Annotated in this window: 15 protein-coding genes; 4 read left to right on the top strand and 11 right to left on the bottom strand. The window is 56.2% G+C overall.

The window, feature by feature from the left end:
• Nucleotides 1-112: 112 nt before the first annotated feature.
• Both pssA and ilvC read right to left on the bottom strand, forming a co-directional pair.
• Nucleotides 113-1,048, bottom strand: a complete 936-nt coding sequence (gene pssA / locus AAE484_RS13790) for a CDP-diacylglycerol--serine O-phosphatidyltransferase (protein ID WP_341938987.1) — start codon at nucleotides 1,046-1,048, stop codon at nucleotides 113-115.
• A 116-nt stretch (nucleotides 1,049-1,164) separates the two neighbouring features.
• Nucleotides 1,165-2,181, bottom strand: coding sequence for a ketol-acid reductoisomerase (ilvC, locus tag AAE484_RS13785; protein ID WP_341938986.1), 1,017 nt, complete (start codon nucleotides 2,179-2,181; stop codon nucleotides 1,165-1,167).
• Nucleotides 2,182-2,345: 164 nt separating this feature from the next.
• Here ilvC and ilvY point away from each other — a divergent pair, with 164 nt between their 5' ends.
• Entirely contained in the window at nucleotides 2,346-3,218 is an 873-nt protein-coding gene (ilvY, locus tag AAE484_RS13780) for an HTH-type transcriptional activator IlvY (RefSeq protein WP_341938985.1), read from the top strand.
• Nucleotides 3,219-3,262: 44 nt separating this feature from the next.
• Here ilvY and AAE484_RS13775 read toward each other — a convergent pair whose 3' ends face one another.
• Complete coding sequence (locus AAE484_RS13775) at nucleotides 3,263-4,096, bottom strand: sugar phosphate isomerase/epimerase family protein (RefSeq protein WP_341938984.1); 834 nt, start codon at nucleotides 4,094-4,096, stop codon at nucleotides 3,263-3,265.
• A gap of 256 nt (nucleotides 4,097-4,352) precedes the next feature.
• On the opposite strand from AAE484_RS13775, the gene AAE484_RS13770 reads away from it, so the two are divergent.
• Complete coding sequence (locus AAE484_RS13770) at nucleotides 4,353-6,074, top strand: GMC family oxidoreductase (RefSeq protein ID WP_341938983.1); 1,722 nt, start codon at nucleotides 4,353-4,355, stop codon at nucleotides 6,072-6,074.
• Between the two features lie 9 nt (nucleotides 6,075-6,083).
• On the top strand, nucleotides 6,084-6,635 hold the full coding sequence (locus AAE484_RS13765; protein ID WP_341938982.1) for a gluconate 2-dehydrogenase subunit 3 family protein: 552 nt from the start codon (nucleotides 6,084-6,086) through the stop codon (nucleotides 6,633-6,635).
• 302 nt (nucleotides 6,636-6,937) lie between these two features.
• Here the strand turns inward: AAE484_RS13765 and AAE484_RS13760 are convergent, their stop codons facing one another.
• The 6 genes from AAE484_RS13760 to AAE484_RS13735 form a co-directional block, all read right to left on the bottom strand.
• Nucleotides 6,938-8,317, bottom strand: coding sequence for a glycosyl hydrolase (locus AAE484_RS13760; RefSeq protein ID WP_341938981.1), 1,380 nt, complete (start codon nucleotides 8,315-8,317; stop codon nucleotides 6,938-6,940).
• 121 nt (nucleotides 8,318-8,438) lie between these two features.
• Entirely contained in the window at nucleotides 8,439-9,737 is a 1,299-nt protein-coding gene (locus tag AAE484_RS13755) for a glycosyl hydrolase (protein ID WP_341938980.1), read from the bottom strand.
• Nucleotides 9,738-9,792: 55 nt separating this feature from the next.
• Nucleotides 9,793-12,885, bottom strand: a complete 3,093-nt coding sequence (locus AAE484_RS13750) for a TonB-dependent receptor (RefSeq protein ID WP_341938979.1) — start codon at nucleotides 12,883-12,885, stop codon at nucleotides 9,793-9,795.
• Nucleotides 12,886-13,020: 135 nt separating this feature from the next.
• The gene (locus tag AAE484_RS13745) at nucleotides 13,021-15,243 is read right to left on the bottom strand and encodes a hypothetical protein (RefSeq protein ID WP_341938991.1); all 2,223 of its coding nucleotides are present in this window, start codon (nucleotides 15,241-15,243) and stop codon (nucleotides 13,021-13,023) included.
• A gap of 400 nt (nucleotides 15,244-15,643) precedes the next feature.
• On the bottom strand, nucleotides 15,644-16,135 hold the full coding sequence (gene ilvN / locus AAE484_RS13740) for an acetolactate synthase small subunit (protein WP_341938978.1): 492 nt from the start codon (nucleotides 16,133-16,135) through the stop codon (nucleotides 15,644-15,646).
• 1 nt (nucleotide 16,136) lies between these two features.
• On the bottom strand, nucleotides 16,137-17,873 hold the full coding sequence (locus AAE484_RS13735) for an acetolactate synthase 3 large subunit (protein ID WP_341938977.1): 1,737 nt from the start codon (nucleotides 17,871-17,873) through the stop codon (nucleotides 16,137-16,139).
• Nucleotides 17,874-18,335: 462 nt separating this feature from the next.
• Here AAE484_RS13735 and AAE484_RS13730 point away from each other — a divergent pair, with 462 nt between their 5' ends.
• Nucleotides 18,336-18,767 (top strand): DUF4124 domain-containing protein, encoded by a 432-nt coding sequence (locus AAE484_RS13730; RefSeq protein ID WP_341938976.1) that lies wholly within the window; start codon nucleotides 18,336-18,338, stop codon nucleotides 18,765-18,767.
• Nucleotides 18,768-18,773: 6 nt separating this feature from the next.
• On the opposite strand, the gene clpB is transcribed toward AAE484_RS13730, so the two are convergent.
• Together clpB and pgeF are read right to left on the bottom strand one after the other, a co-directional pair.
• Entirely contained in the window at nucleotides 18,774-21,422 is a 2,649-nt protein-coding gene (gene clpB, locus AAE484_RS13725; protein ID WP_341938975.1) for an ATP-dependent chaperone ClpB, read from the bottom strand.
• Between the two features lie 99 nt (nucleotides 21,423-21,521).
• Nucleotides 21,522-22,283, bottom strand: coding sequence for a peptidoglycan editing factor PgeF (pgeF, locus tag AAE484_RS13720; protein ID WP_341938974.1), 762 nt, complete (start codon nucleotides 22,281-22,283; stop codon nucleotides 21,522-21,524).
• Nucleotides 22,284-22,306: the final 23 nt, after the last annotated feature.

Here is a 22,306-nt window from a genome sequence, read left to right as displayed (position 1 = left end):
GAAGAGGGCGAACTATACGGATCTACACCGGACCGCGCAAGGGCTTTTTGAAACTTTTTTGACATTGGTACTCAGGGTCGATCGGAGCACGATTCCAGCGACCGTCCCCGAGCTACTTTCCAGACTCGCCCGAGGTGGATTTGGACGCCTTGTCAGCGGGCTCACTAACCGGTTCGTCCACCTCTGGCGAGGATGAAGTGTTGCTTTCAGCGTCCGCCTCGGCCTTGGCCGACTCCGGAAAAAGGGTTTTGCGGCGTTGCCACAACCAGAAGGCCGGCCCGGAGAGCCCATAGGTGACCGACATGCACAGAAGGACAATCGGGGGATTGAGGCTGATGACGACAAAGACCCCGATGACCACCAACATGACCACGAACGGTACCCGCCCACGGAAGTCGATGTCCTTGAAACTGTAGTAACGCACATTGGAGACCATCAGCAGACCCGCCAGGGCCGTGACCAGCGCGGCGGCGGCCGCTGTGAGTGTGGCCACCTCCCCCTCATGCCCGGACCAGACGATCGAGGCAATGATGGCCGCCGCAGGAGGGCTCGCCAGGCCGACGAAGTACTTCTTGTCCACCTGCCCGATCTGGGTGTTGAAGCGCGCCAGACGCAGGGCGGCACAGGCGGCAAAGACAAAAGCCGCCGCCCACCCGAGCTTTCCGACACCCGAGAGCCCCCAGCTGAACATCACCAGTGCCGGAGCCAGGCCAAATGACACCATGTCCGACAGACTGTCGTACTGCTCGCCAAAGGCGCTGGAGGTATTGGTCATGCGGGCCACTCGCCCATCCAGCCCGTCCAGCCCCATTGCGACAAAGATGGCGATGGCGGCTGCGTCAAAATTGCCATGCATCGCCGAGACAATGGCATAGAAGCCGGCAAACAGCGCCCCCGTAGTAAACAGGTTGGGAAGAAAGTAGACCCCCTTGTGCCGGACCTTTTTCCCATTCTCCGAGACTTCTTCTATATGCTCGCCAAAGGGGAGAAAGCTGTCATCGCTCGCCTCCGCCTCAGACCGGGTGTTGTCCTTGTCTTTAGTGCTCATGGTCACCTCTCACAGCTTGAATTCTCCCTCCATAGTACACGAAAGCCCGCGCCGGGTGACCCCGGGCGGGCTTTCGAAGCGCGCGACCCTCCCGACGGGAGGGCAGGCTTTCAGGATCAGTTCTTGCTCTTGTCGATGATCTTGTTGGAGCCGATCCAGGGCATCATGGCACGCAGACGCTCGCCCACCTGCTCGATGGGGTGAGCCGCGTTCAGACGACGGCGAGCGGTCATCTCCGGGTAGTTCAGATCGCCCTCGCTGATGAAGCGCTTGGCGTACTCGCCGGTCTGAATGTTTTTCAGGGCCTGGCGCATGGCTTCGCGGGACTGGTCGTTGATGACCTGAGGGCCGGTCACATACTCACCGTACTCGGCATTGTTGGAAATGGAGTAATTCATATCGGCAATGCCGCCCTCGTACATCAGGTCGACAATCAACTTGAGCTCGTGCAGACACTCGAAATAGGCCATCTCGGGCTCGTAACCGGCGTCAGTCAGGGTTTCAAACGCCGCCTTGACCAGCTCGACCGTACCACCACAGAGTACCGCCTGCTCGCCGAACAGGTCGGTTTCAGTCTCGTCTTTGAAGGTGGTTTCGATAATGCCGGTGCGACCGCCACCAATGGCGCTGGCATAGGACAGTGCCACGTCTTTGGCTTTGCCGGACGCATCCTGGAAAACGGCGATCAGGTCGGGGATGCCGCCACCTTTGACAAACTCGGTGCGCACGGTGTGGCCGGGCGCCTTGGGCGCGATCATGATCACGTCCAGATCCTGGCGGGGCACAACCTGGTTGTAGTGGATGGAGAAGCCGTGGGCAAATGCCAGGGTCGCGCCCTGCTTCAGATTGGGCTCGATTTCATTCTTGTACAGGTGCGACTGGAACTCATCGGGCGTGAGCACCATGATCACATCAGCGCTTTTGACCGCATCCGCCACATTGGCCACCGTCAGACCCGCGCCCTCGGCCTTGGCAACGGAGCCGGAGCCTTCGCGCAGGCCGACCACGACCTCAACGCCGGACTCCTTCAGGTTGTTGGCGTGAGCGTGCCCCTGGGAGCCGTAGCCCAGAATCGCCACTTTCTTGCCCTGGATGATGGACAGGTCACAATCTTTGTCGTAATAAACGTGCATATAGCCTCCTGAATCAGCTTGGTCGCTGAAAATGTTGGGGAATCGGGGAAAGAGCGGCAGTTTAAGCAAAAACACACGTAACGTAAAATGATATATTCGCAACCTTGTATTGCTGATTCTGCAACATGGAGCCATCAGCGGATAAACTAGAGAGCCCTCTACCCATGGACCCCTACAAACTGCGTCTCTATATCACCCTGGCGGACTGCCGCCATTTTGGCCGTGCGGCGACCCAGTGCCATGTCAGCCCCTCCACCATCAGTCGCAACCTGAAACAGCTGGAGGAGGAGTTGGGTACCGTCCTGATGGAAAGAGATAATCGCTCGGTGGCACTGACACCCGAGGGCGAGCGCTTTCTGCAGCTGGCGAGGGAGACGCTTCAACAATGGGAAACCTTTCAGGACTCTCTGCACCAGAGCCGCCACAAACTCAAGGGCCAGCTGAGCATTTACTGCTCGGTCACCGCCAGCTACAGCTTTCTGTATGACCTGCTGGCCGAATTTCGCGTCAACCACCCGGGCATTGCGATCAAGCTGCACACAGGGGACCCGGCCCAGGCCATTGAAAGAGTGACCAGCGGACAGGAGGATATCGCCATTGCCGCCCGCCCCGACAAGCTGCCGGCCAACGTGGAATTCAAACCCATCGCCCAGTCTCCTCTGGTATTTATCGCACCGAAAAATCGCGATCTGATGCCCAGCGCACTGCGGGACAGGAAAAGCTGGCCCCAGTGGCCGATGATCATTTCCGAAGAGGGTCTGGCGCGGGAGCGCTTCAACCTGTGGTGCCGCAACCAGAACCTGACCCCGGACATCTATGCCGAGGTGAAGGGCAATGAGGCGATTGTCAGCATGGTCAGCCTCGGCTTTGGGGTGGGCCTGGTGCCCCGGATTGTGCTGGAAAACAGCCCGCTCAGGGATCGCGTGGCGCTGCTCCCCGACCAACCGGATATGGGCCCGTTTGAAACCGGCATCTGTGTTCTACAGAAGCGACTGAAAAGCCCGATCGTTGCCGCGCTTTGGCAGCAGGTTCCATAGTGCCTCTCTAATCGTTGACAACCTGCTCGCCGCGTTCAGAAGCATTAGACACTTAAGCTGTTTGAGATTGACAGCAATAAATCCCGCGTCAAAGCAATCCCTTCCGCTTCCGAGTGTTTGTCACCCTCGTACTCCACACCAACCCAGCCGCCATAACCCGCGGCCATGACGATATCCATCATACGCTCAAAATCGATGCTGGTTTCACGGCCTGCGCCATCAAACGCATAGCTTTTAGCGCTCACCGCTTTGGCATAAGGCATCATCTCTCGCACGCCCTGATATTTGTCATATGCGTCGCCAGTGTCCCAGTCAATCACAAAGTTACCAAAGTCGGGCAGAGTGCCCACGCGCGGATGATTGGCAGCCTCCATTACCTGACTGAGCCAGCGGCCATTGGATGACAGGCCGCCGTGGTTTTCCACCAGCACGTTCAGGTCCAGCGGGTCGCAATATTCGGCGAGCTTTACCAAGCCATCTGCGGCGCGGCGGCGCTGCTCTTCGTAACTGCCTTCGCTCTGGGCGTTCACCCGGACGGAGTGGCAGCCCAAAGCGCTAGCGGCGTCGACCCACTTTTTATGGTTCTCGACGGTCTGTCGCCGGCCGGCTTCGCTGGGGGCTCCCAGGGCCCCTTCGCCGTCAACCATGATCAACAGACTGCGCACTCCCTCGCTCTCTGCCCGGCGGCGCAGATCCCGAACCAACGCATCGGATAGGCTCTCTTTGTAAAACTGGTTGACGTACTCCACGCCCCCAATGTCAAACTCCTGGCGAGCGATCGCCGAGAAGTCCATGGGGTCGGCGTCCCCACCAAGAAAGCGGCGATGGAGGGACCACTGCGCCAGGGAAATATCGAAGGTACTGCGCCTGCCGAACATATTTGCGCATCCGGGCAGGGCAGAAGCCGCAGTCACCGCCGCGCCCAAAGAGGCGGCGAGTTGCAGAAACTGACGTCGTCCTGGCGGTATCCGGTCCATAAATCCTCACTTTGTTGTCGCTTTTGATTGGTTTCGACAGTCTAACGATCAAACTTTGGCCATGCAACCGGTTTCATTTGGCGTAGAGTTGAGTAATAATGCCCCTTCGACGGGGGCAGATTGCCCCGAAATCGATCAATAAAGGTAAGGTGTGGTTATGGCAACAACCAAGGTCAGCGCGACCATTCCAGGCTCGGGGGCGCAGCCCCAATCGTACGATGCAATAGTCATCGGTTCCGGCATTTCCGGGGGATGGGCCGCAAAAGAGTTGTGCGAAAAAGGTCTCCAGACGCTGGTACTGGAGCGCGGCGGGCATATCGAGCACATTGAAGATTATCCTACCGCCCACAAGGAGGCTTGGGATCTGCCTTTGTTTGGTGAGATGTCGGCGGAATTTCGCGCTGCCAATCCGGTACTGTCTCGCTGCTATGCCGTCAATCAGGCCACCGAACACCATTTCGTGAAGGATCAGGAGCACCCCTACCGGCAAAGTAAGCCGTTTGACTGGATTCGCGGTTACCAGGTCGGAGGCAAGTCATTGATGTGGGCTCGCTGGGTTCAGCGCTGGAGCGACTTTGATTTTGAGAGCAACGCCCGCAATGGAGTGGGTGTTGACTGGCCTATCCGCTACCGGGACATCGCTCCCTGGTACAGCTATGTGGAGAACTTTGCCGGCATAAGCGGCAACCGTGATGGTCTGCCGCAAATTCCGGATGGCGAGTTCCTGCCACCAATGGAAATGAACGCCGTGGAAAAACACTTCAAAAAGGCGATTGAAAACCAGTTCCCCAATCGTCATCTGGTAATGTCCCGCACTGCGAATCTGTCCCAACCCCACATGGGGCGAGGGCCTTGCATGTATCGCGCCCGGTGCGCGCGAGGCTGTCCGTTCACCGGCTATTTCAGCAGCAACGGAGTGACGCTGCCAGCCGCAGCGGCCACGGGCAACCTGACCATGCGCCCTCACTCGGTGGTTCATTCCATCATCTATGACGAACAAAACCAGCGCGCTACCGGGGTGCGGGTGATCGATGCGGAAACAAAAGCCGTGACCGAGTACTTCGCGCGTATCATTTTCGTAAATGCAAGCACATTGAACACCACGCTGATACTGAAAAACTCCACTTCCGAGCGTTTCCCGAACGGGTTAGGCAACGATAGTGGCGTTCTGGGCCATTACCTGATGGACCACAACTACCGTGCCCGCGCGAGCGCGGAAGTGGACGGTATGGAGGACCGTTACTATTATGGCCGGCGGCCTACCGGGACCTATCTCCCTCGTTTCCGTAATATTTTTGATGATAAGCAGGAACACTACATAGGAGGTTTTTCCTACTCAGTGGGCGCCTATCGTGAGCAGGGCAACGTAAAGGAAGATGATGCGCCTTTCGGTGCCGACTTCAAACAGAAAATGAGCGAGGTCGGTCCGTGGCGGATCAACATGACCGGCATGGGGGAGTTTCTCCCACGCTTTAACAACAAGGTCACCTTGAGCCATGACCAGACCGATGCGTGGGGTATGCCACTGCTTGATATGGACTGTGACTATTCCGACAACGAGCATCATATGACCCGGGACATTCGGGACAGCGCCGCCGAAATGCTCGAAAAAGCGGGGTTCAGGAACGTCAAGACGTTCGACAGCGAGCAGGCTCCGGGTCTGGCAATCCACGAAATGGGTACCGCACGAATGGGGCGTGACCCCAAAACGTCCATGCTCAACGGTCACAATCAGCTTCACGCCGTTCCTAACGTTTTTGTAACCGACGGGGCCAGCATGACCTCCTCTGCTTGCCAGAACCCGTCGCTGACCTATATGGCACTGACGGCCCGGGCTGTGCACTACGCGGTGGATCAACTAAATAAGCGCAATATTTGAGGAGATGACATGAATCGCAGACAGGCATTACACACGATGATGGGCGCTCTGGGCTTGGCATCCGCTACGCAAGTGTTCGGCGCGACGGCCTTTTTGGGTGGCGCGCTGCCAGCAGCGGTTCGCCCCGTTCTGGCCGACAAGGAGCTGGCGGTACTTAGCGAGTTGGGTGAAACAATATTGCCCAAAACCGAAGATTCTCCCGGCGCCAAAGCCGCTGGCATAGCCGCCTTCATGCAGACAATGGTGAGTGGCTACTATACCGCAACCGAACAACAAATTTTCCTGGAGGGTCTCGCGCGTCTACAAGACCAATGCGGAATACAATTCAGCACCACCGTGCTCTTGCTGACACCGGGGCAACGCGAGCAGTTTCTGCTGTCCCTGGAAAAGGATAACGAAGCCACCTACTACCGGATGATCAAACAGTTGACCGTATGGGGATACTTTTCCTCGGAAACAGGTGTCAAAACGGCCCTGCGCTTTGCACCCATTCCGGGACATTATAATGGCGATGTGAGCATCAAACCGGGCACCAGGGCTTGGGCGAATCTGCTCTCCTAAGAGCGGGGCCTGACCCGACTGTTCCAGTAACCAATGGTGCTGACTTTAATGGCAACCCCAATTACACTCAACTCGACAGGTAAAAATCGCTTATAGCAACCAACCCGATAAAAAGGTAGAACAATGAATAGAAGTAAACGGTATCCGCCATTGGATCGGCTTGCTTATTTTGGTCCTCCTCATTTGAAGCTGAACCAGCTTCATAAAAGGTGCACTAGCGCGACAAAAGTCAATGCGTTTAAATCAATACTCCTGCGAGGAACTTTCGGGGTGGACCGCTCTCCTCACCAAGAACGGGATCTCTAGTTCTCTCCCAGGTTTAACGTCCAGTCGTCGTTATAAAGGTACCAAGGGCCAACATTCTCTGTTGGACTCCAGACGCTGTTCCACGCCAAAAAGTAAGTCGTCTCTGGATAGTGAGAACTGATTGCCTCAATGAGACTCTTATAATCATAGTTTCCCTGGGTCGCAGTATCAGGGCCAATTTCCGCGAAGGAAAACGGCTTTCCCAACCCTGTCAGCAGGTTATACCCAGAAATCACATCGGAATCTGTCGGGCTATCGGTGTAAACATCCAGTCCGACAACGTCAACTATTTGATAACCTGGATAAAACTCGAGCTTAAAGTCTCTCTTTGCGTCTGGAGAGTACACCCAAATCAAGTTATTGAGGCCCTTGACATTGGTAAAGTAATTAAACATGTCGGCATACACCAACTTGTACAAATCTCTGCGAGCGGCGTCATTCGCGTTGTATCCAGTATTCCCCCACCAGAACCATTCACCATTCATTTCATGGAGCGGACGATAGATAACAGTAACCCCAGCATCTTGAAGATCCATAAGCCCCGCCGCAACTTCATCCAATATAGACAGCCAACGGCTCCGTATAGCATGGCCCTCCTCCAGGATCTTGGCGTACTCCGAGTTCTGGATTTGATCATTAAGACCGCCACCATTGCCTGGAACAGGGCTAGGTAAATGATTGCTGATCTGCACCAGCCCCCCCTCCTTATTGAACAGCTCTTTCAATGTGTTGTTGCAGCTGTAGTCTATCAAGTCCGTTGGATTCTGTGCGGTGCTCCAGCCTTGCGCATAATCACACGCGTATATCTTGGGCCTCTGGCCAGTCCAGGAGTATATTTCATCTGACTCGGATAGACTAAAAGCATCGGACCCTGTAATTCCCGAATAGCCTCCGAAGGCACCTGACATCACTCGATTGCTTTTTCCATCCGGCAAACCCTTCAGGTAAGAATAAACATTTTTGGTCTGTTGGTCCGCATATCTGTTGGATAGACTTCCATCTCGAAAGTGCCCATGCACACTACAAGACTCTCCATTTTCCCACCCCCAACTATCATTGTTTGGATCAACACTTCGACTACTGCAGGTTTGAAAAACAACACATGTGGAACCGTTCTCAGAGCCCCAGTTATCACCATCTGGATCGGAAGCTTGCGAAGAGCAGGATGGATATACCTTACACGACTCATCGTTCTCCCACCCCCAGCCATCTCCATCCGGATCAGAACCATTGCTACACGGAGGATAGCCGAAAGCCAAGGACCCAAAAGGAAAAACTATAAGTAAAGAAAAAAGAACCTTGAAAAAGACGGGACGAAACATAATTTCAACCTTTTTAGATAAATTTAGTTTGAAACTTGCTCCTTTATAAACCAATTGAATCAGCTACTAAATCACAACTTTTCCTTTGATTCAAACTTCATTTTTTCATTGTTCGAGTGCCTGACACTAAAAGCCCCCGCCTTGATGATCAGGCGGGGGCACAACACCTTAACGATCAGTTATCGCCGTGGAAGTCTGGAAGCTCATCCAGAGTAACTACCAGCTCATGGTTATAAACCTCAACTTTATGAGCATTTTCATTGTAGTACTCACCGGTCCAGAAGTTATCGCTATTGGTAACGCCTTCCTCGCTATTCCCGTCATTCCAGGTCACGAAATAAAGCCACCAGGCGCCATCCTCCTGAATGTTATCCGGATGAGGAATCGTGCCATTTTCTGTCAAGGCAACCATCTTGTCTTCGCTGTCCGGGTAGTCGACGGCTTCGTTGAACTTGGCGAGTTTGGAGCCATAATCTTGCGCCTCCCCATAAATGTCTTCACCGATGATATCCACGTACTGATCGCCCGGATACCAGCCCCCTGAGGCGCCATTCCACACCCAAATCAGGTTGTTCAGCTCGTGCTCGTTGGTTAGCCGATCGTACAAATACTTCCACAATGCAATCTGCGCCTCCGCGGGATGGACCGAATCATCTCTGGTTGCCCCCCACCAGAACCAGCCGCCTGAGGCTTCATGCAGCGGGCGCCACAGAATGGGCACACCAGCTTCTTGAAGAGTCTTCAACTCTTCCGCGATAACGTCGACATCGGCTTCCATACTGGCGAACGCTTCAGATTCCCTATCGAGTTGTTCACCATCCATTGGTATTCTGAAATCGGTAGAATCAGTATAGAACTCCGACGTATCTCCAGACGGGTCCCGCCAGTGCCAATTGAACGTTACCAGACCACCCAGTTCCCAGTGCGCGATTGCCTCTTCGGTCTGCATCAATCCAGACCCGGCCTCTCCGTCAGCCATGGTGTAGTTCATGAAATCGTAGCCCATAATTGCCGGCGCGAGACCAGTGTCGTTGACTACTCGCTGAAACATGTCGGTAGAATCTTTCCATGTCAGATCCTGTTGGCCTGACAACACCAGCTTTCCGAAAACACTTCTTAGGTAGCTGTAAACCACCTTGGTCGTTTCAGTGGCATTTTCATTGACCAGGTTCTCCGCAACATCCAGTTTTTCCACGGTAGTGGCGTTGGGATCAATGTCACCTTTCTCGACGACGCAGGTTTTTTCCATCTGTCCAATTACCTGCCGCCCCCAACCATCGCCATCTGGATCGACCGACGTCTCCGACTCTGTACAGTAGGGGTAATCCAGTCCCTCGATCTGAACATACGTTAGCGACTCTTCTGGATTGCTCTGACTGGTGCTGGGGTCATTTTCAACAGCGTCACTACCGCACCCCGAAATGCCAAGAGAGGATGCCAGAATGACTGTGGCGTAAAAATTATATTTAAACATAGCGTTTCACCTTATCTTTTTTATAAATAGCCCTGACAAATTGACTGGGGACCTGTTAAAGGTCCCACTGAAGGCCAAGCGTCACTCGGCGACCGTTGTAGTACCGCTGCTCAACATTCGATTCCCACTGGAAATACTGTTCTGAGCCTTCCTCGGTCAAGTTGGTTGCCTGCAGGCTGATCTTGAAGTTATCCGAAATCTCGTAGCTCATAGACGCATCAACATAGTTTGTCGGCGCGGTAAACCGGGCGAAACTATATCCACCACTTCTGAGGACACCGCCATACATCTTGCTACGATAGTTGTGGGCGATACGCGCCTGCCAAGGACCTTCCTCATACCAGATGGCCAGGTTCGACTGGTGCGCGGAGTTGCCACCATTGGGGAGATCGTCACCGAAGTAGTCAAGATCATTGCCCTTGCCCGGAGAGTAGGTATAGTTGGCTTGAATACCGAAGTTCCTCCAGAACCCAGGCAGAAAATCCAGTTCCTGCTGATAGCCCACCTCAAGCCCTCGAGTGTAAGTAGGCTCTTCAACGGTCGTGGTGGTTGAAATGGGGACGGTTCCAGTGAATTCACCCGTTTCCAGGTCGTACCCACGAACTACGCCATCACTGTCTTCAATATCATCTCGCTCGACCAACGTCGTTTCAAAGCTGGTGTTCTCTTGTACCCAGAAGATACCAGCGTGGAGTAGCCCCGTTTCACTGAAGTACCACTCATAGGACATTTCGGCGTTTGTATTCCGATTCGGTTCCAGCTCAGGGTTTCCTGACTGGTTTCCGCCCGTCGCACAGAACACCGCATTGCCTTCATCGTCTTCTACATCACAAGCCAGAATACGATTGACGGTGAGACCACCGCCCAGCATGTCGGTATTGTGGGTAGAAACGGTTTTGGAGGCAGAGATACGCAGAACCTGGTTGGGAGTCAGGTCAAATGCCATATTAAAGTGCGGCAGAAAATCCTGATAACCGGTTTGGGTTCGAACCTTTCCGTCATCGGGCTGAAGCACCCCCAATGCGCTGGAAATAATGTAATCCTGGCCATTGAAATTGGCTACTTCGCCATCCAGCGCTTCACTCTGGAGGATGTCAAAGTCGGTTTGTATATAGCGACCTCCAATGTTCCCGACATAGGTGATACCGAAGATATCCCCCTCCAAATCGGCTTGAATGTAAGCGGACTCGGTAATCTCCTCGATGTCATAGATCGCAGAGGCATTGGGGACCTGTAGGTTTACCCCGTAAATGTCATCATGCCACTGCAGTGGATTTTTCATTGCTTTGGGATCAACAAACCATAAGGAGCCCAACCCCTCAGCGCCATGGAAGTCACTGACTCTTGTGATCATGCCCTGAGTGTTCAGCTCAGAGAACGAAATTGGCTCAATGAAGGATTCGCCGGTCTCTGGAGCAGCACTCGCGGTATCTTTCCAGCGCGACAAGAATGCGTCACCGTACTGATTGGTTCTTGCAACCGCACCTATCCATCCACGCCGTTGAACATTCCGCACACCATAGCGGGCACCGAAATGTACCTGCGAGATATTTGCAATATTCAAGTCGTAGGAAATATCCGTCCGGACAACATCCAGGTCCGCGTTACTATCGTTGCCAGTCAAGTTAGTCGATGTCAGGCTATAGCGGTCCAGGTTGCTCCCCATCCGCTCGAAGCCCTCTCTTCCCAGATCATCAACGACACGAAAAGAAGGAAGCGTCCAGTGTTGACCCGACTGATCTTCGCTGATATGAATCGGTATCTGACTGTGAGAGCCCACCACCGGCGTACCATCAGGAAGCTCCGCCCACTGACCTTGATATCCCCAAGGGTTGACATCACTGATGCGCTCCCCTCCGACATCGACGTATTCAGCTCCACTTTGGGCGCCAGAGTTCATATAGGCGTCCACGACACTGGTTGAGTCGTTGTTAACCGCATCCCCATGGACCCAGCGTAGGCTCGCTCTAAGCCGATCAGAATTGTCGTAATTGAGCTCGACGTTGGTGTTGACGGCTTCTTTTTCAATCGCCCAAGTGTCACTGTGGGCCATCACCCGCCTTGCTTGGTAAGTCCCAGCATGAACCGTATTGTAGGTGCTTCCCTCAATGCGTTCGCCATCTACGATATTGGGATAGGAGGAGTAGCCCCCGGCATCAGGCGTGAACCAACCGGTTACACTCTGCCAGGACTGTGAGGCCACCAGTCCAGCACCGTATTGGTGCTCATCAAGCTTGGTGTAGAAGCCCTCCGCCACCAAACTGAGCGAATCGGTTATCTGAAGCTGAACCGAACCATTGACGCCCGCTCGCTCCCGATCAACGAACCGATTGGATACCTGAAACCCTTGCGGAGCCCAGAATACGTCATTGCTATCACCATCGCCGTTTACATCAACGCCATCCTGGACAAAGTTGGAAGCTTCCGTCGCATTAAACTGCCACCAACTACCAGAACGGCCGGACTGATAGTCAGCCAGATAGGAGTCACTGTAAGAAAGATTGAGCGTCGCCCCAAACCGATCGTCGTTGTTAAACCCTACGAAGCCGGACAGAAGCGGATCGTTCTCTTCCGCCAGAGAATCACGCGTAACCTCGCCCTTTACCGATGCAGTCCACCCATCATCAAGATCGAACGGGCGGTGCGTTTTCAGGTTAATGGTGCCGGCCAACCCACTGACCAAATGCTTGGCTTCGGCGGACTTGTAGACCTCTATCCCCGACACCATTGTGGCCGGAATGTCGGCAAAATCAGGCGATGTCGTGGTAATGGAGCCAGCGGGAAGCATCTGCTCGCCGTTCAAGGTTGTTGTGATATTGCCCTTACCCCGAATGTTGACACCCGCCCCTTCACCAGCAGAACGGGTAATCTGAACGCCTGGAATTCTCTGCAAGGAATCCGCAATCGTCGCATCGGGCAGCTTACCAATATCTGTCGCGGTAATCGCATCCACCACGGACCCAGCATTTCGTTTAATGTCCATTGAGCGAGCCAGCGACTGGCGAATACCCGTAACCACCACCTCTTCAAGAACCATGGATTCTTCAGCGTTGTCTTGCGCGATGGCCGTAGAGACCATAGATGATGCGAATACGCCTATCGCCGTGGACAGGATGGTTTTTTTGAGATTTTCTTTATGGAAAGACATGATTGTCCCCCTTAGCACTTGTCTTTATTGTTTTGCCGGTAATGTCACCTTGCATGCCGGGACATTCACCAACTACTCACTAACGTAACTGCGCTGTGTTGATTTCCAGCGGTTTCACCGCTGGAAATCACACCGTCATTGACTGAACCTTACGTTATCCAGGAAGAAGCGGCTTTCGGTTGAGGAGTCGCCGATATTTTCAAATTGAACCCCCAGACCTTGAATCGATCCGAGGCCCGAGATATCGACTTCCAGATCGGTTGACAATCCGTCCAGCTCAACAGGTCCGCCGTCCTTCCAGACGCCATCTTTATCCTTACGCCAGAGCTTGGCGGTCACCAGGTCACCGGCATCTATCACGCCCACAGAGACATGCAACATCGTCAAATCGTCGGTTAGAGTGATTCCATTCTCCGGGTAGACCTGAAGCACTACGCTGCTTGCGGAACTCCCGGCCGGGGAAACTCCGACAAGAGAGTGGGCCCCTTCGGTTGACCACTCAGTCGAAATACGTGCGGCGCCCGGCACTGGTGCCCAATCGGACTGAAATTCCCAGCTGCCGGCCCCTTCAAAGTCATAGAGAAGCGCGCCGTCCAGCTTCACGCTGTCAATCAGAAATTGCCCATCAGTACTCGATGAATCAAAGCCGGTGAACTCGACACCCATCCCCGCCAACAGATCGTAATTGGACACATCGATAGAAAGCTCACCCTGAGCGCTAACCGCACCGGCGTCGGCCCACTCTTGAGCCTCGCCATGCTTTACCCAAAGTTTGGCGGAAACGCCATCCCCCAGATTACTGGTGTCGACACTCAGCGTCAGCGTGCTAGCACCTGATACATCCAGTCCGTCAGTGGGATAAACCTGCATCACCGCGCTCGATGGGCCATCGGTCAGGTTCGGCACATAGGCGAGGGCCCGATTACCGCTGGCTGACCAGGACGACGTAGTGGTAATTGACGGTGTGTTTGTCCAGTCAAGCTGACCGTGCCAGCCACTGGTGTCAGGCTCAAAGCTCTCAAAGATCACGAGCCCGTCGTCGGCATCAAAGAACTTGACCCCGTCCAGGTAGAACACTGCATTGGCACTGGTGGGATCAAAGCCGGTGATCTCCACACCGTAACCGGCGAGCATTTCATAGGAAGAAACGTCTATTGAGAGCGTGACACCGCCGTCGACAGCTACGGCACCCGCATCTGCCCACTCCTGGGATTCGCCATGCTTCACCCACAGCTTCGCCATGACATTCGGGCCGGCATCGACGACGCCCAGATCCAGCGAGAGGGTGTCGGCGCCGCTGACGTCCAACCCCTCTTCCGGGTAGGTTTGGAATACGACATTGCTCGGACTATCCTCGGCACTCAAGTCGCGTTCAAACGTCAGTGCGTTCAGGCCCATTGTTGCCCAGTCAGTGGTCACGGCTCCGCCGTCAACTGGAGACCAGCCAATTTGCACTTCCCAACCCGAAAGGCTCGGCTCAAAACCCTCGTACAAGCCTGCACCGAAAACGTCTCCCAGCTCAGGCTCAGGTTCGGGCTCCGGCTCGGGGGGAGCCTCTGCCGACGGAACCATGTATATATAGTCAATACGGTAGTAGTTCCAGCCACCTCCGACTGCAACGCTATTGTCACCTTCCACCATTTCGACCACACCCGCTCGGAACTCCTCCCAGAGACCCGTAGCTTTGAAATCACCCGTAAACTCTTGCCCATTCACCGTGACTTTGCCCTGTTTACCGCCATAATCCGACGGAATCGCATACACCACATACAAGGTATAAAACCCCGGCTCTGCGGTAACATCCTCACCTTCTTTAGTCATCGGAAAGTTCAGGGTGTAATCCACAGAGCTTCCAGGCTCAATATCAGCGGTGTGCATTTCTCCCGAAGCGTCAGGTATATAGGCTTCTTCACCTTTGGTTACCAGGCTTACACCACTGAGCGTCGCGACGCTGGTATCTTCCACTTCAAAAAAGAGCACGGCATTCGGATCAAAGACGACAATTTCGACTTCATCGACGAGTGGATTGCCGTTTTCCCCGGCAATTACGGTACCATCGGCATCTACCGCCTCTATCTTGAACGTCAGGGAGGCGACCCCTTCAACCATGGGGGCTTCAAACGTTAGCGAGGGTTCACCCCATGCAGCATCGTCTACTTGAATGTCCGGGCCCTGCACTTGCGTCCAGAGCACGCTCTCGTCCTCCACGGTGCCCACCAAGCGACCTTCCAAAGTGACGGAATCACCCGGTTTGACCTCCTTATCATCGCCAGCCAGAACACCCAACGGGCGCTCTTCCGGGGTATATTCAACGGTTTCGTTGTTGAGCCTTGCCTCTCCGCCACAGGCGACAAGCATACTCACTAGACTGCTCACACAAGCAAACTTGAATAGAATGCTAAGGTACTTTCTGATTGTCATCTTTCACCTCGATTATTATTGTGCCTCTGGTAACGTGCGCAGGAACGAGCAGTTACCTTTAGTAACCGGTTACATAATAAGCGCAAAATTGCCCAGCGCATAACTTTCTGTACATAAAAGCACTTTTATACTGCATTATTTTATCGGCTCAACTTGTAACCGATTACATTAAGTCTAACTTCAAGTTTATCGGTCGTCAACCAAATTTTACGAGGGGAAGCTGGCGAGAAAGAAAAGCTCGGGGAGAACAACCCATAAACATTCCGGAGGGAGGCCCATGTTAGTCAGCCATTTCACTGAAATGCCTCGCCATCCTTGGCTCTGAAAAAAGTGAGGCTTAAAGGCTGAGCACCTTCTCCCCACGGGAGATGCCGGAAACGCCCGAGCGCACGACTTCCAGAATGGAGGCTTCGCCCACGGCCTGCAGGAAAGCGTCGAGTTTGTCACTGGTGCCGCTGATCTGGATGACATACAGAACACTGGTGACATCCACAATCTGCCCGCGGAAAATATCCACGCAGCGTTTGACCTCGGCCCGCTGAGCGCCGGAAGCCTTGACCTTGACCAACATCAGCTCCCGCTCAATGTGAGCGCCCTCGGTCAGATCCACCAGCTTGACCACGTCAATCAGCTTGTTCAGGTGCTTGGTGATCTGCTCGATCTTGTGGTCGTCGCCGATCGTGGTCAGCGTCAGACGCGACAGGGTCTCGTCCTCGGTGGGCGCCACGGTCAACGTCTCGATGTTGTACCCTCGCTGGGAGAACAACCCCACCACCCGTGACAGAGCACCCGGGGCGTTTTCAATCAGTACGGAAATAATACGTCTCATATCAGGTGCGCTCCGTCTTGCTCAGCCACATATCGCGCATGGACCCATTGGGCGCGACATGCATGGGGTAAACGTGTTCGCTCGGATCGACCATGATGTCCATGAACACCACCCGGTCTTTCATCGCAAAACACTCTTCCATTTTGGCTTTGAGATCTTCTTTTTTGGTGACTCGCATGCCCACGTGGCCATAAGACTCGACCAGCTTGACGAAGTCCGGCAGGGTTTCTTCGTAAAGACTCTCGGAGTAGCGGCCCTCGTAGTTCATGTCCTGCCACTGCTTCACCATACCCAGCGCCTGGTTGTTCAGGCAGATGATTTTCACCGGCAGGTGATACTGGGTACAGGTGGCAAGCTCCTGAATGCACATCTGGATGCTGCCCTCGCCGGTGACGCAGGCCACCACGGCGTCGCGATCAGCCATCTGCACCCCCATCGCCGAGGGCAGGCCGAAACCCATGGTCCCCAGGCCACCCGAGTTGATCCAGCGCCGAGGCTTGTCAAACAGGTAGTACTGGGCCGCGAACATCTGGTGCTGACCCACGTCCGAGGTGACATAGGCGTCGCCACCGGTCACGTCATACAGGGTGCGGATCACGTCCTGCGGCATGATCTTGTCGCCATCGGTCTTGTACCGCGGCTGAGTATAGATGCCGTGACGCGCGCGCCACTCATCGATCTGTTTCCACCAGGCCTTGAGCGCTTCGGCGTCGGGTTGCTCCTTGCTCTCCTTGACCATGGCGAGCATCTCGGTCAGCACACTGTCCACCGACCCCACGATGGGGACATCGGCGGCCACGGTTTTGGAGATGGACGCCGGATCCACATCGATATGAATGATCTTGGCGGAGGGGCAGAATTTGCTGACGGTATTGGTGACCCGGTCGTCAAAACGGGCGCCCACGGCCAGAATCACATCGCTGTGATGCATGGCGGTGTTGGCTTCAAAGGTCCCGTGCATACCCAACATGCCCAGAAACTGGCGATCACTGCCCGGATAGCAACCGAGCCCCATCAGGGTGTTGGTCACCGGGTAGTTGAGCTTGCGCACCAACTCGGTCAGAAGCTCCGAAGCATTGCCCAGAATGACACCACCGCCGGCGTAGATGACCGGCCGCTTGGCCTCCAGCAAGAGCTGCACCGCCTTGCGAATCTGGCCGGTGTGGCCGCGCGTGGCGGGATTGTAGGAGCGCATTTTGACCTTTTCCGGGTACTCATAGGGAAAGGTCTCGTTGGGCGCTGTAACATCCTTCGGTATATCGATGACCACCGGGCCGGGCCGGCCCGTGGAGGCGATGTAGTAGGCCTTTTTCACGATTTCCGGGATTTCACTGGCGTGCTTGACCATGAAGCTGTGCTTCACGATCGGCCGGGAAACACCCACCATGTCGGTTTCCTGGAAAGCATCTTCGCCAATACGCTCGGACACCACCTGGCCGGAGATGACCACCAGAGGGATGGAGTCCATATAGGCGGTGGCAATGCCGGTAATGGCATTGGTGGCTCCGGGGCCGGACGTCACCAGCACGGTTCCCACTCGCCCGGTGGCGCGGGAATAACCGTCGGCGGCGTGAGTCGCCCCCTGTTCATGGCGCACAAGCACGTGCTTGACGTCTTTCTGCCGGAAGATGGCATCGTAAATATGCAGCGCCGCCCCACCCGGGTAACCGAAGACGCAATCAACGCCCTCGTCCCGCAATGCACGGATCAGCATATCTCCGCCTGAAAGCATTTCCACTGGGTAACCTCTCAATTGACCTTGGTGTGTTAATTCACTTCGCCAGGTTGTATACGCAGCCACGAACAAAATAAACCATACCCCCGATCGACAGAGTCGAGCAGACGGTATCGCTTACGACACTCTTCATGTCATGAGTCATGGGGTTCCCCGACTTCCCGCGCGGGTAGCAATTGCGGGTGACGCCGGGCAGGGCGTAGGTTAACGCGCCTTCGCGGTTGCGGATGGAGTGGCGGCCGGGTTGGCCTGCCAGTGCAGAATCCCGTACCGAGGTCGTCGGTTGGTTCTGCGAGCCATCTAGCGAACTTGCTATTGTTCTCAAAACAGCGCGCAAAGTCAAGCCGAAACAGCCACTTGGCCAAGCCGGTCACAGTGCGGAGGCCCCCCTCTTCCGCCCGGGCGGCAGGAGCGCTATAGTGACTTTTTTGGCCAATACCGGTTTACCCAGAATAGGCGACGACCATGAAAAGCGTTTTACTGTGCAGCCTGGCCGTGGCGGGCGTGTTGATGAGTACTCTGGCGGGCGCCGACACGGTCTACAAATGGGTGGATGACGAGGGCGTCACCCACTTCTCCGCGCACCCGCCCAAAAACCGTCAGTCGGACCAGATGCGCACCCGCACCGGCCACAGTGAGCCGGTGGATTATTCACAGCGATTCAAGGCAGAGGAAGAGCAATCCGATACCTCAAATGAAGCCACTGCCAATCGGGAGGGGCGCTCGCAACAGGAATTGGACGAAGCCTGCGAAGCCGCCCGGGAAAACCTGGCCATGATTGAAGGAGGCCGACGCATCGCGGTGACCGATGAAAACGGCGAGCGCCGCTACCTGAATCAGGACGAGATCGACGAGCGGGCCGAGCAGGCCCGCCAGGTTCGCGACCGGGCCTGCTGACCGCTGTTAATGGGCCGCCTGGCGCTTGAACACCAGCCGGTCGCCCTCCAGAGTGGCATGGATGTTATCTCCCGGTGAGAACTGGCTCTCGAGGATCTGCTGCGCCAGCGGGTTTTCAACCTCCTGCTGAATGGCCCGCTTGAGCGGCCGGGCGCCGTACACCGGGTCAAACCCGGTCTCGGCCAGCTTGTCCAGCACCGCATCGTCCAGGCTCAGCGTCAGATCCCGTTCGGCCAGGCGCTTGCGCAGCAGGTCCAGTTGAATATCGGCAATTCCCCGGATCTGCTCCCGAGCCAGCGGATGGAAGACCACCACTTCATCGACCCGGTTGATGAACTCCGGGCGGAAGTGGCTGCCCACCACTTCCATCACCGCACTCTTCATGGCCTGGTAGCGGTTTTCGTTGGCCACTGAATCGTCCTTGGGCTTCTCCCCGTCAAAGCTGACGGAATCGTAGGAGCGATCTTCGGCCAGATCCTGAATGCGATCTGACCCCAGGTTGGAGGTCATCACAATCACGGTGTTACGGAAATCCACCGTGCGCCCCTGACCATCGGTCAGGCGCCCATCATCGAGGACCTGGAGCAGGATATTGAACACATCGGCGTGAGCCTTTTCCACCTCGTCGAGCAACAGCACCGAGTAAGGCCGACGGCGCACCGCTTCGGTCAGATAGCCGCCCTCTTCGTAACCGACATAGCCGGGGGGCGCGCCGATCAACCGGGCCACGGAGTGCTTCTCCATGAACTCCGACATGTCGATGCGCACCATCGCCTCCTGGCTGTCGAACAGAAATTCGGCCAGGGATTTGCACAGTTCGGTCTTGCCCACACCGGTCGGCCCCAGGAACAGGAAGGAGCCATTGGGCCGGTTGGGCTCGGACAGGCCCGCCCGCGAGCGCCGCACGGCATTGGCGACCGCCACCACCGCTTCGTGCTGCCCGATGACCCGCTGGTGCAGCGCGTCCTCCATGCGCAGCAGCTTGTCCCGCTCGCCTTCGAGCATCTTGGCCACGGGGATACCGGTCCACTTGGAAACTACCTCGGCAATCTCCTCTTCGGTCACCCGATTGCGCAGCAGCTTCATTTCCATCATGTCGACCTGGCTGGCCATATCCAGCTGCTTCTCCAGCTCGGGGATCACTCCGTACTGCAGCTCGGACATCCGCCCCAGATCGCCCGCGCGCCGGGCCGCTTCCATATCCAGGCGGGCCTTCTCCAGGCTGCTCTTGATCTCCTGGGAGCCCTGCAGCGACGCCTTCTCGGTGCGCCAGACTTCATCCAGATCGGCGTACTCGCGCTCCAGATTCTCGATGTCGGCGTCGATCTTGGCCAGACGCTTTTTGCTGGCCTCGTCTTCGTCTTTCTTGACCGCTTCGCGTTCGATCTTGAGCTGAATCAGGCGTCGCTCGAGCCGGTCCATCTGCTCCGGCTTGGAGTCGATTTCCATGCGAATCCGGCTGGCCGCCTCATCGATCAGATCAATGGCCTTGTCCGGCAGTTGACGGTCGGTGATGTAGCGCTGGGACAGCTTGGCCGCGGCGATAATGGCCGAGTCGGTAATATCCACCCCGTGGTGCACCTCATAGCGCTCTTTCAGGCCACGCAGGATAGCAATGGTGTCGGTTTCGCTGGGCTCGTCCACCAGCACCTTCTGGAAGCGGCGCTCCAGCGCGGCATCCTTTTCAATATGCTGGCGGTATTCGTTGAGCGTGGTGGCACCCACACAGTGCAGTTCGCCCCGGGCGAGAGCCGGTTTGAGCATATTGCCCGCATCCATGGAGCCTTCGGCCTTACCGGCACCGACCATGGTGTGCAGCTCATCGACAAAGAGGATGACCTGCCCCTCTTCTTTGGACAATTCCTTGAGCACAGCTTTCAGCCGCTCTTCGAAGTCGCCCCGGAATTTGGCGCCGGCGAGCAGACTGCCCAGATCGAGCGACAGCAGGCGTTTGTTTTTCAGCCCTTCGGGCACCTCGCCATTGACGATACGTTGGGCCAGGCCCTCGACGATGGCGGTTTTACCGACACCGGGCTCGCCGATCAGCACCGGGTTGTTTTTCGTGCGCCGCTGCAGGACCTGAATGGTGCGACGGATTTCATCGTCCCGGCCGATCACCGGATCCAGCTTGCCGGCCTCGGCCTGGGCGGTCAGATCCAGGGTGTATTTTTCCAGCGCCTGCCGGTTGCCTTCGGCATCGGCATTATCGACGGTTTCCCCGCCGCGTACCTTCTCGACGGTCTGCTCCAGGCTCTGGGCATCGCCAAACTTCTTCAGTAGCTTGCCCAGTTGGCTGTCGCCATCGAGCATCGCGGCCAGAAGCACCGATTCACTGGAGACAAACTTGTCCCCGGCTTTCTGGGCGCGCCGGTCGGCCATATTGAGCAGTCGCCCCAACTCCTGGGACATGCCCACATCGCCGGTGGGCGCTTCCACATGCGGCAAGTGCTCCAGCTCTTTGGCCAGCTCGTTGCGCAGCCCGGTCATATTGAAACCCGATTGCGCCAGGAGCGAGCGCACGGTGCCGCCCTGCTGATCCAGCAGCGCCTGCAACAGGTGGTAGGATTCGAGCTGACTGTGGTCCCGGCCCACGGCCAGGGACTGAGCATCAGACAGCGCCGTCTGTAACTGGTTGGTCAATCGATCAATTCGCATGGATATGCCTCACTTATTCCGCAATCACTAATAACCCCATTATGGTTAAGGAAATGGGGGCACAGTGGTGAAAAAGCAAGGGAGGCGCTCTTCGAAGCGCTAGGAGTTGATCCAGATCAAGCTCGCCATCCGGCCTGTCGTCCCATCGCGGCGGAACGAGTAAAAACGCTCAGAGTCACGATAGGTGCAGTAATCGCCACCGTAGACCCGGGTCAGCCCCAACGCCTGCAATTCGGCCCGCGCCAGCGCATAGAGATCGGCCCGAAAATGCAGCGGTCGCTCGGAGGGGCAGAAAGAGGCCGCCACCTGATCTGCATGCTCGGCATTGCGCGCCGCCTCGAAAAACGCCTCCAACACCTCCACTCCCACTTCAAAATGCTCTTGGGAGAGAGCCGGCCCCAGATAGGCCATCAAGTCGGCCGAGGGCTCATTGAAGCGGGCCACGGCGGCGGCCAGCACACCACTGGCCAGCCCCCGCCAACCGGCGTGGGCCGCCGCCACGCGCGTGCCCTGGCGGTTGCACAACAGCACCGGCAGGCAATCGGCGGTCAGAACCGAGCAGGCCAGGCCCGGCTGATCGGTCACGCAGCCGTCCGCCGTGCGCACCCAGTCGTCGGCCTGAGCTTCCACCACCTGGGTGCCGTGAACCTGCTCCAGCCACTGGGGCGGCCCGGGCAGCTTCAGTGTGTTCTGCAGAGCCCGCCGGTTGTCCTCTACCGCTGGTTCACTGTCACCCACGTGATGGGCGAGGTTAAAGGAGGCATAAGCGCCTTCACTCACCCCGCCCGATCGGGTGCTGATGGCGGCCTTGACGCTCGCCGGGGCCGGCCAGTCGGGAACGATGAACTCAGGGGTCGGCATAGGTATTCTCCGTCCTTCTAATT

Origin of the sequence: Marinimicrobium sp. C2-29 (assembly GCF_038419845.1) — a bacterium.
Taxonomy (GTDB): Bacteria; Pseudomonadota; Gammaproteobacteria; order Pseudomonadales; family Cellvibrionaceae; genus Marinimicrobium.
This window is presented reverse-complemented; position numbering and strand designations above follow the sequence as displayed.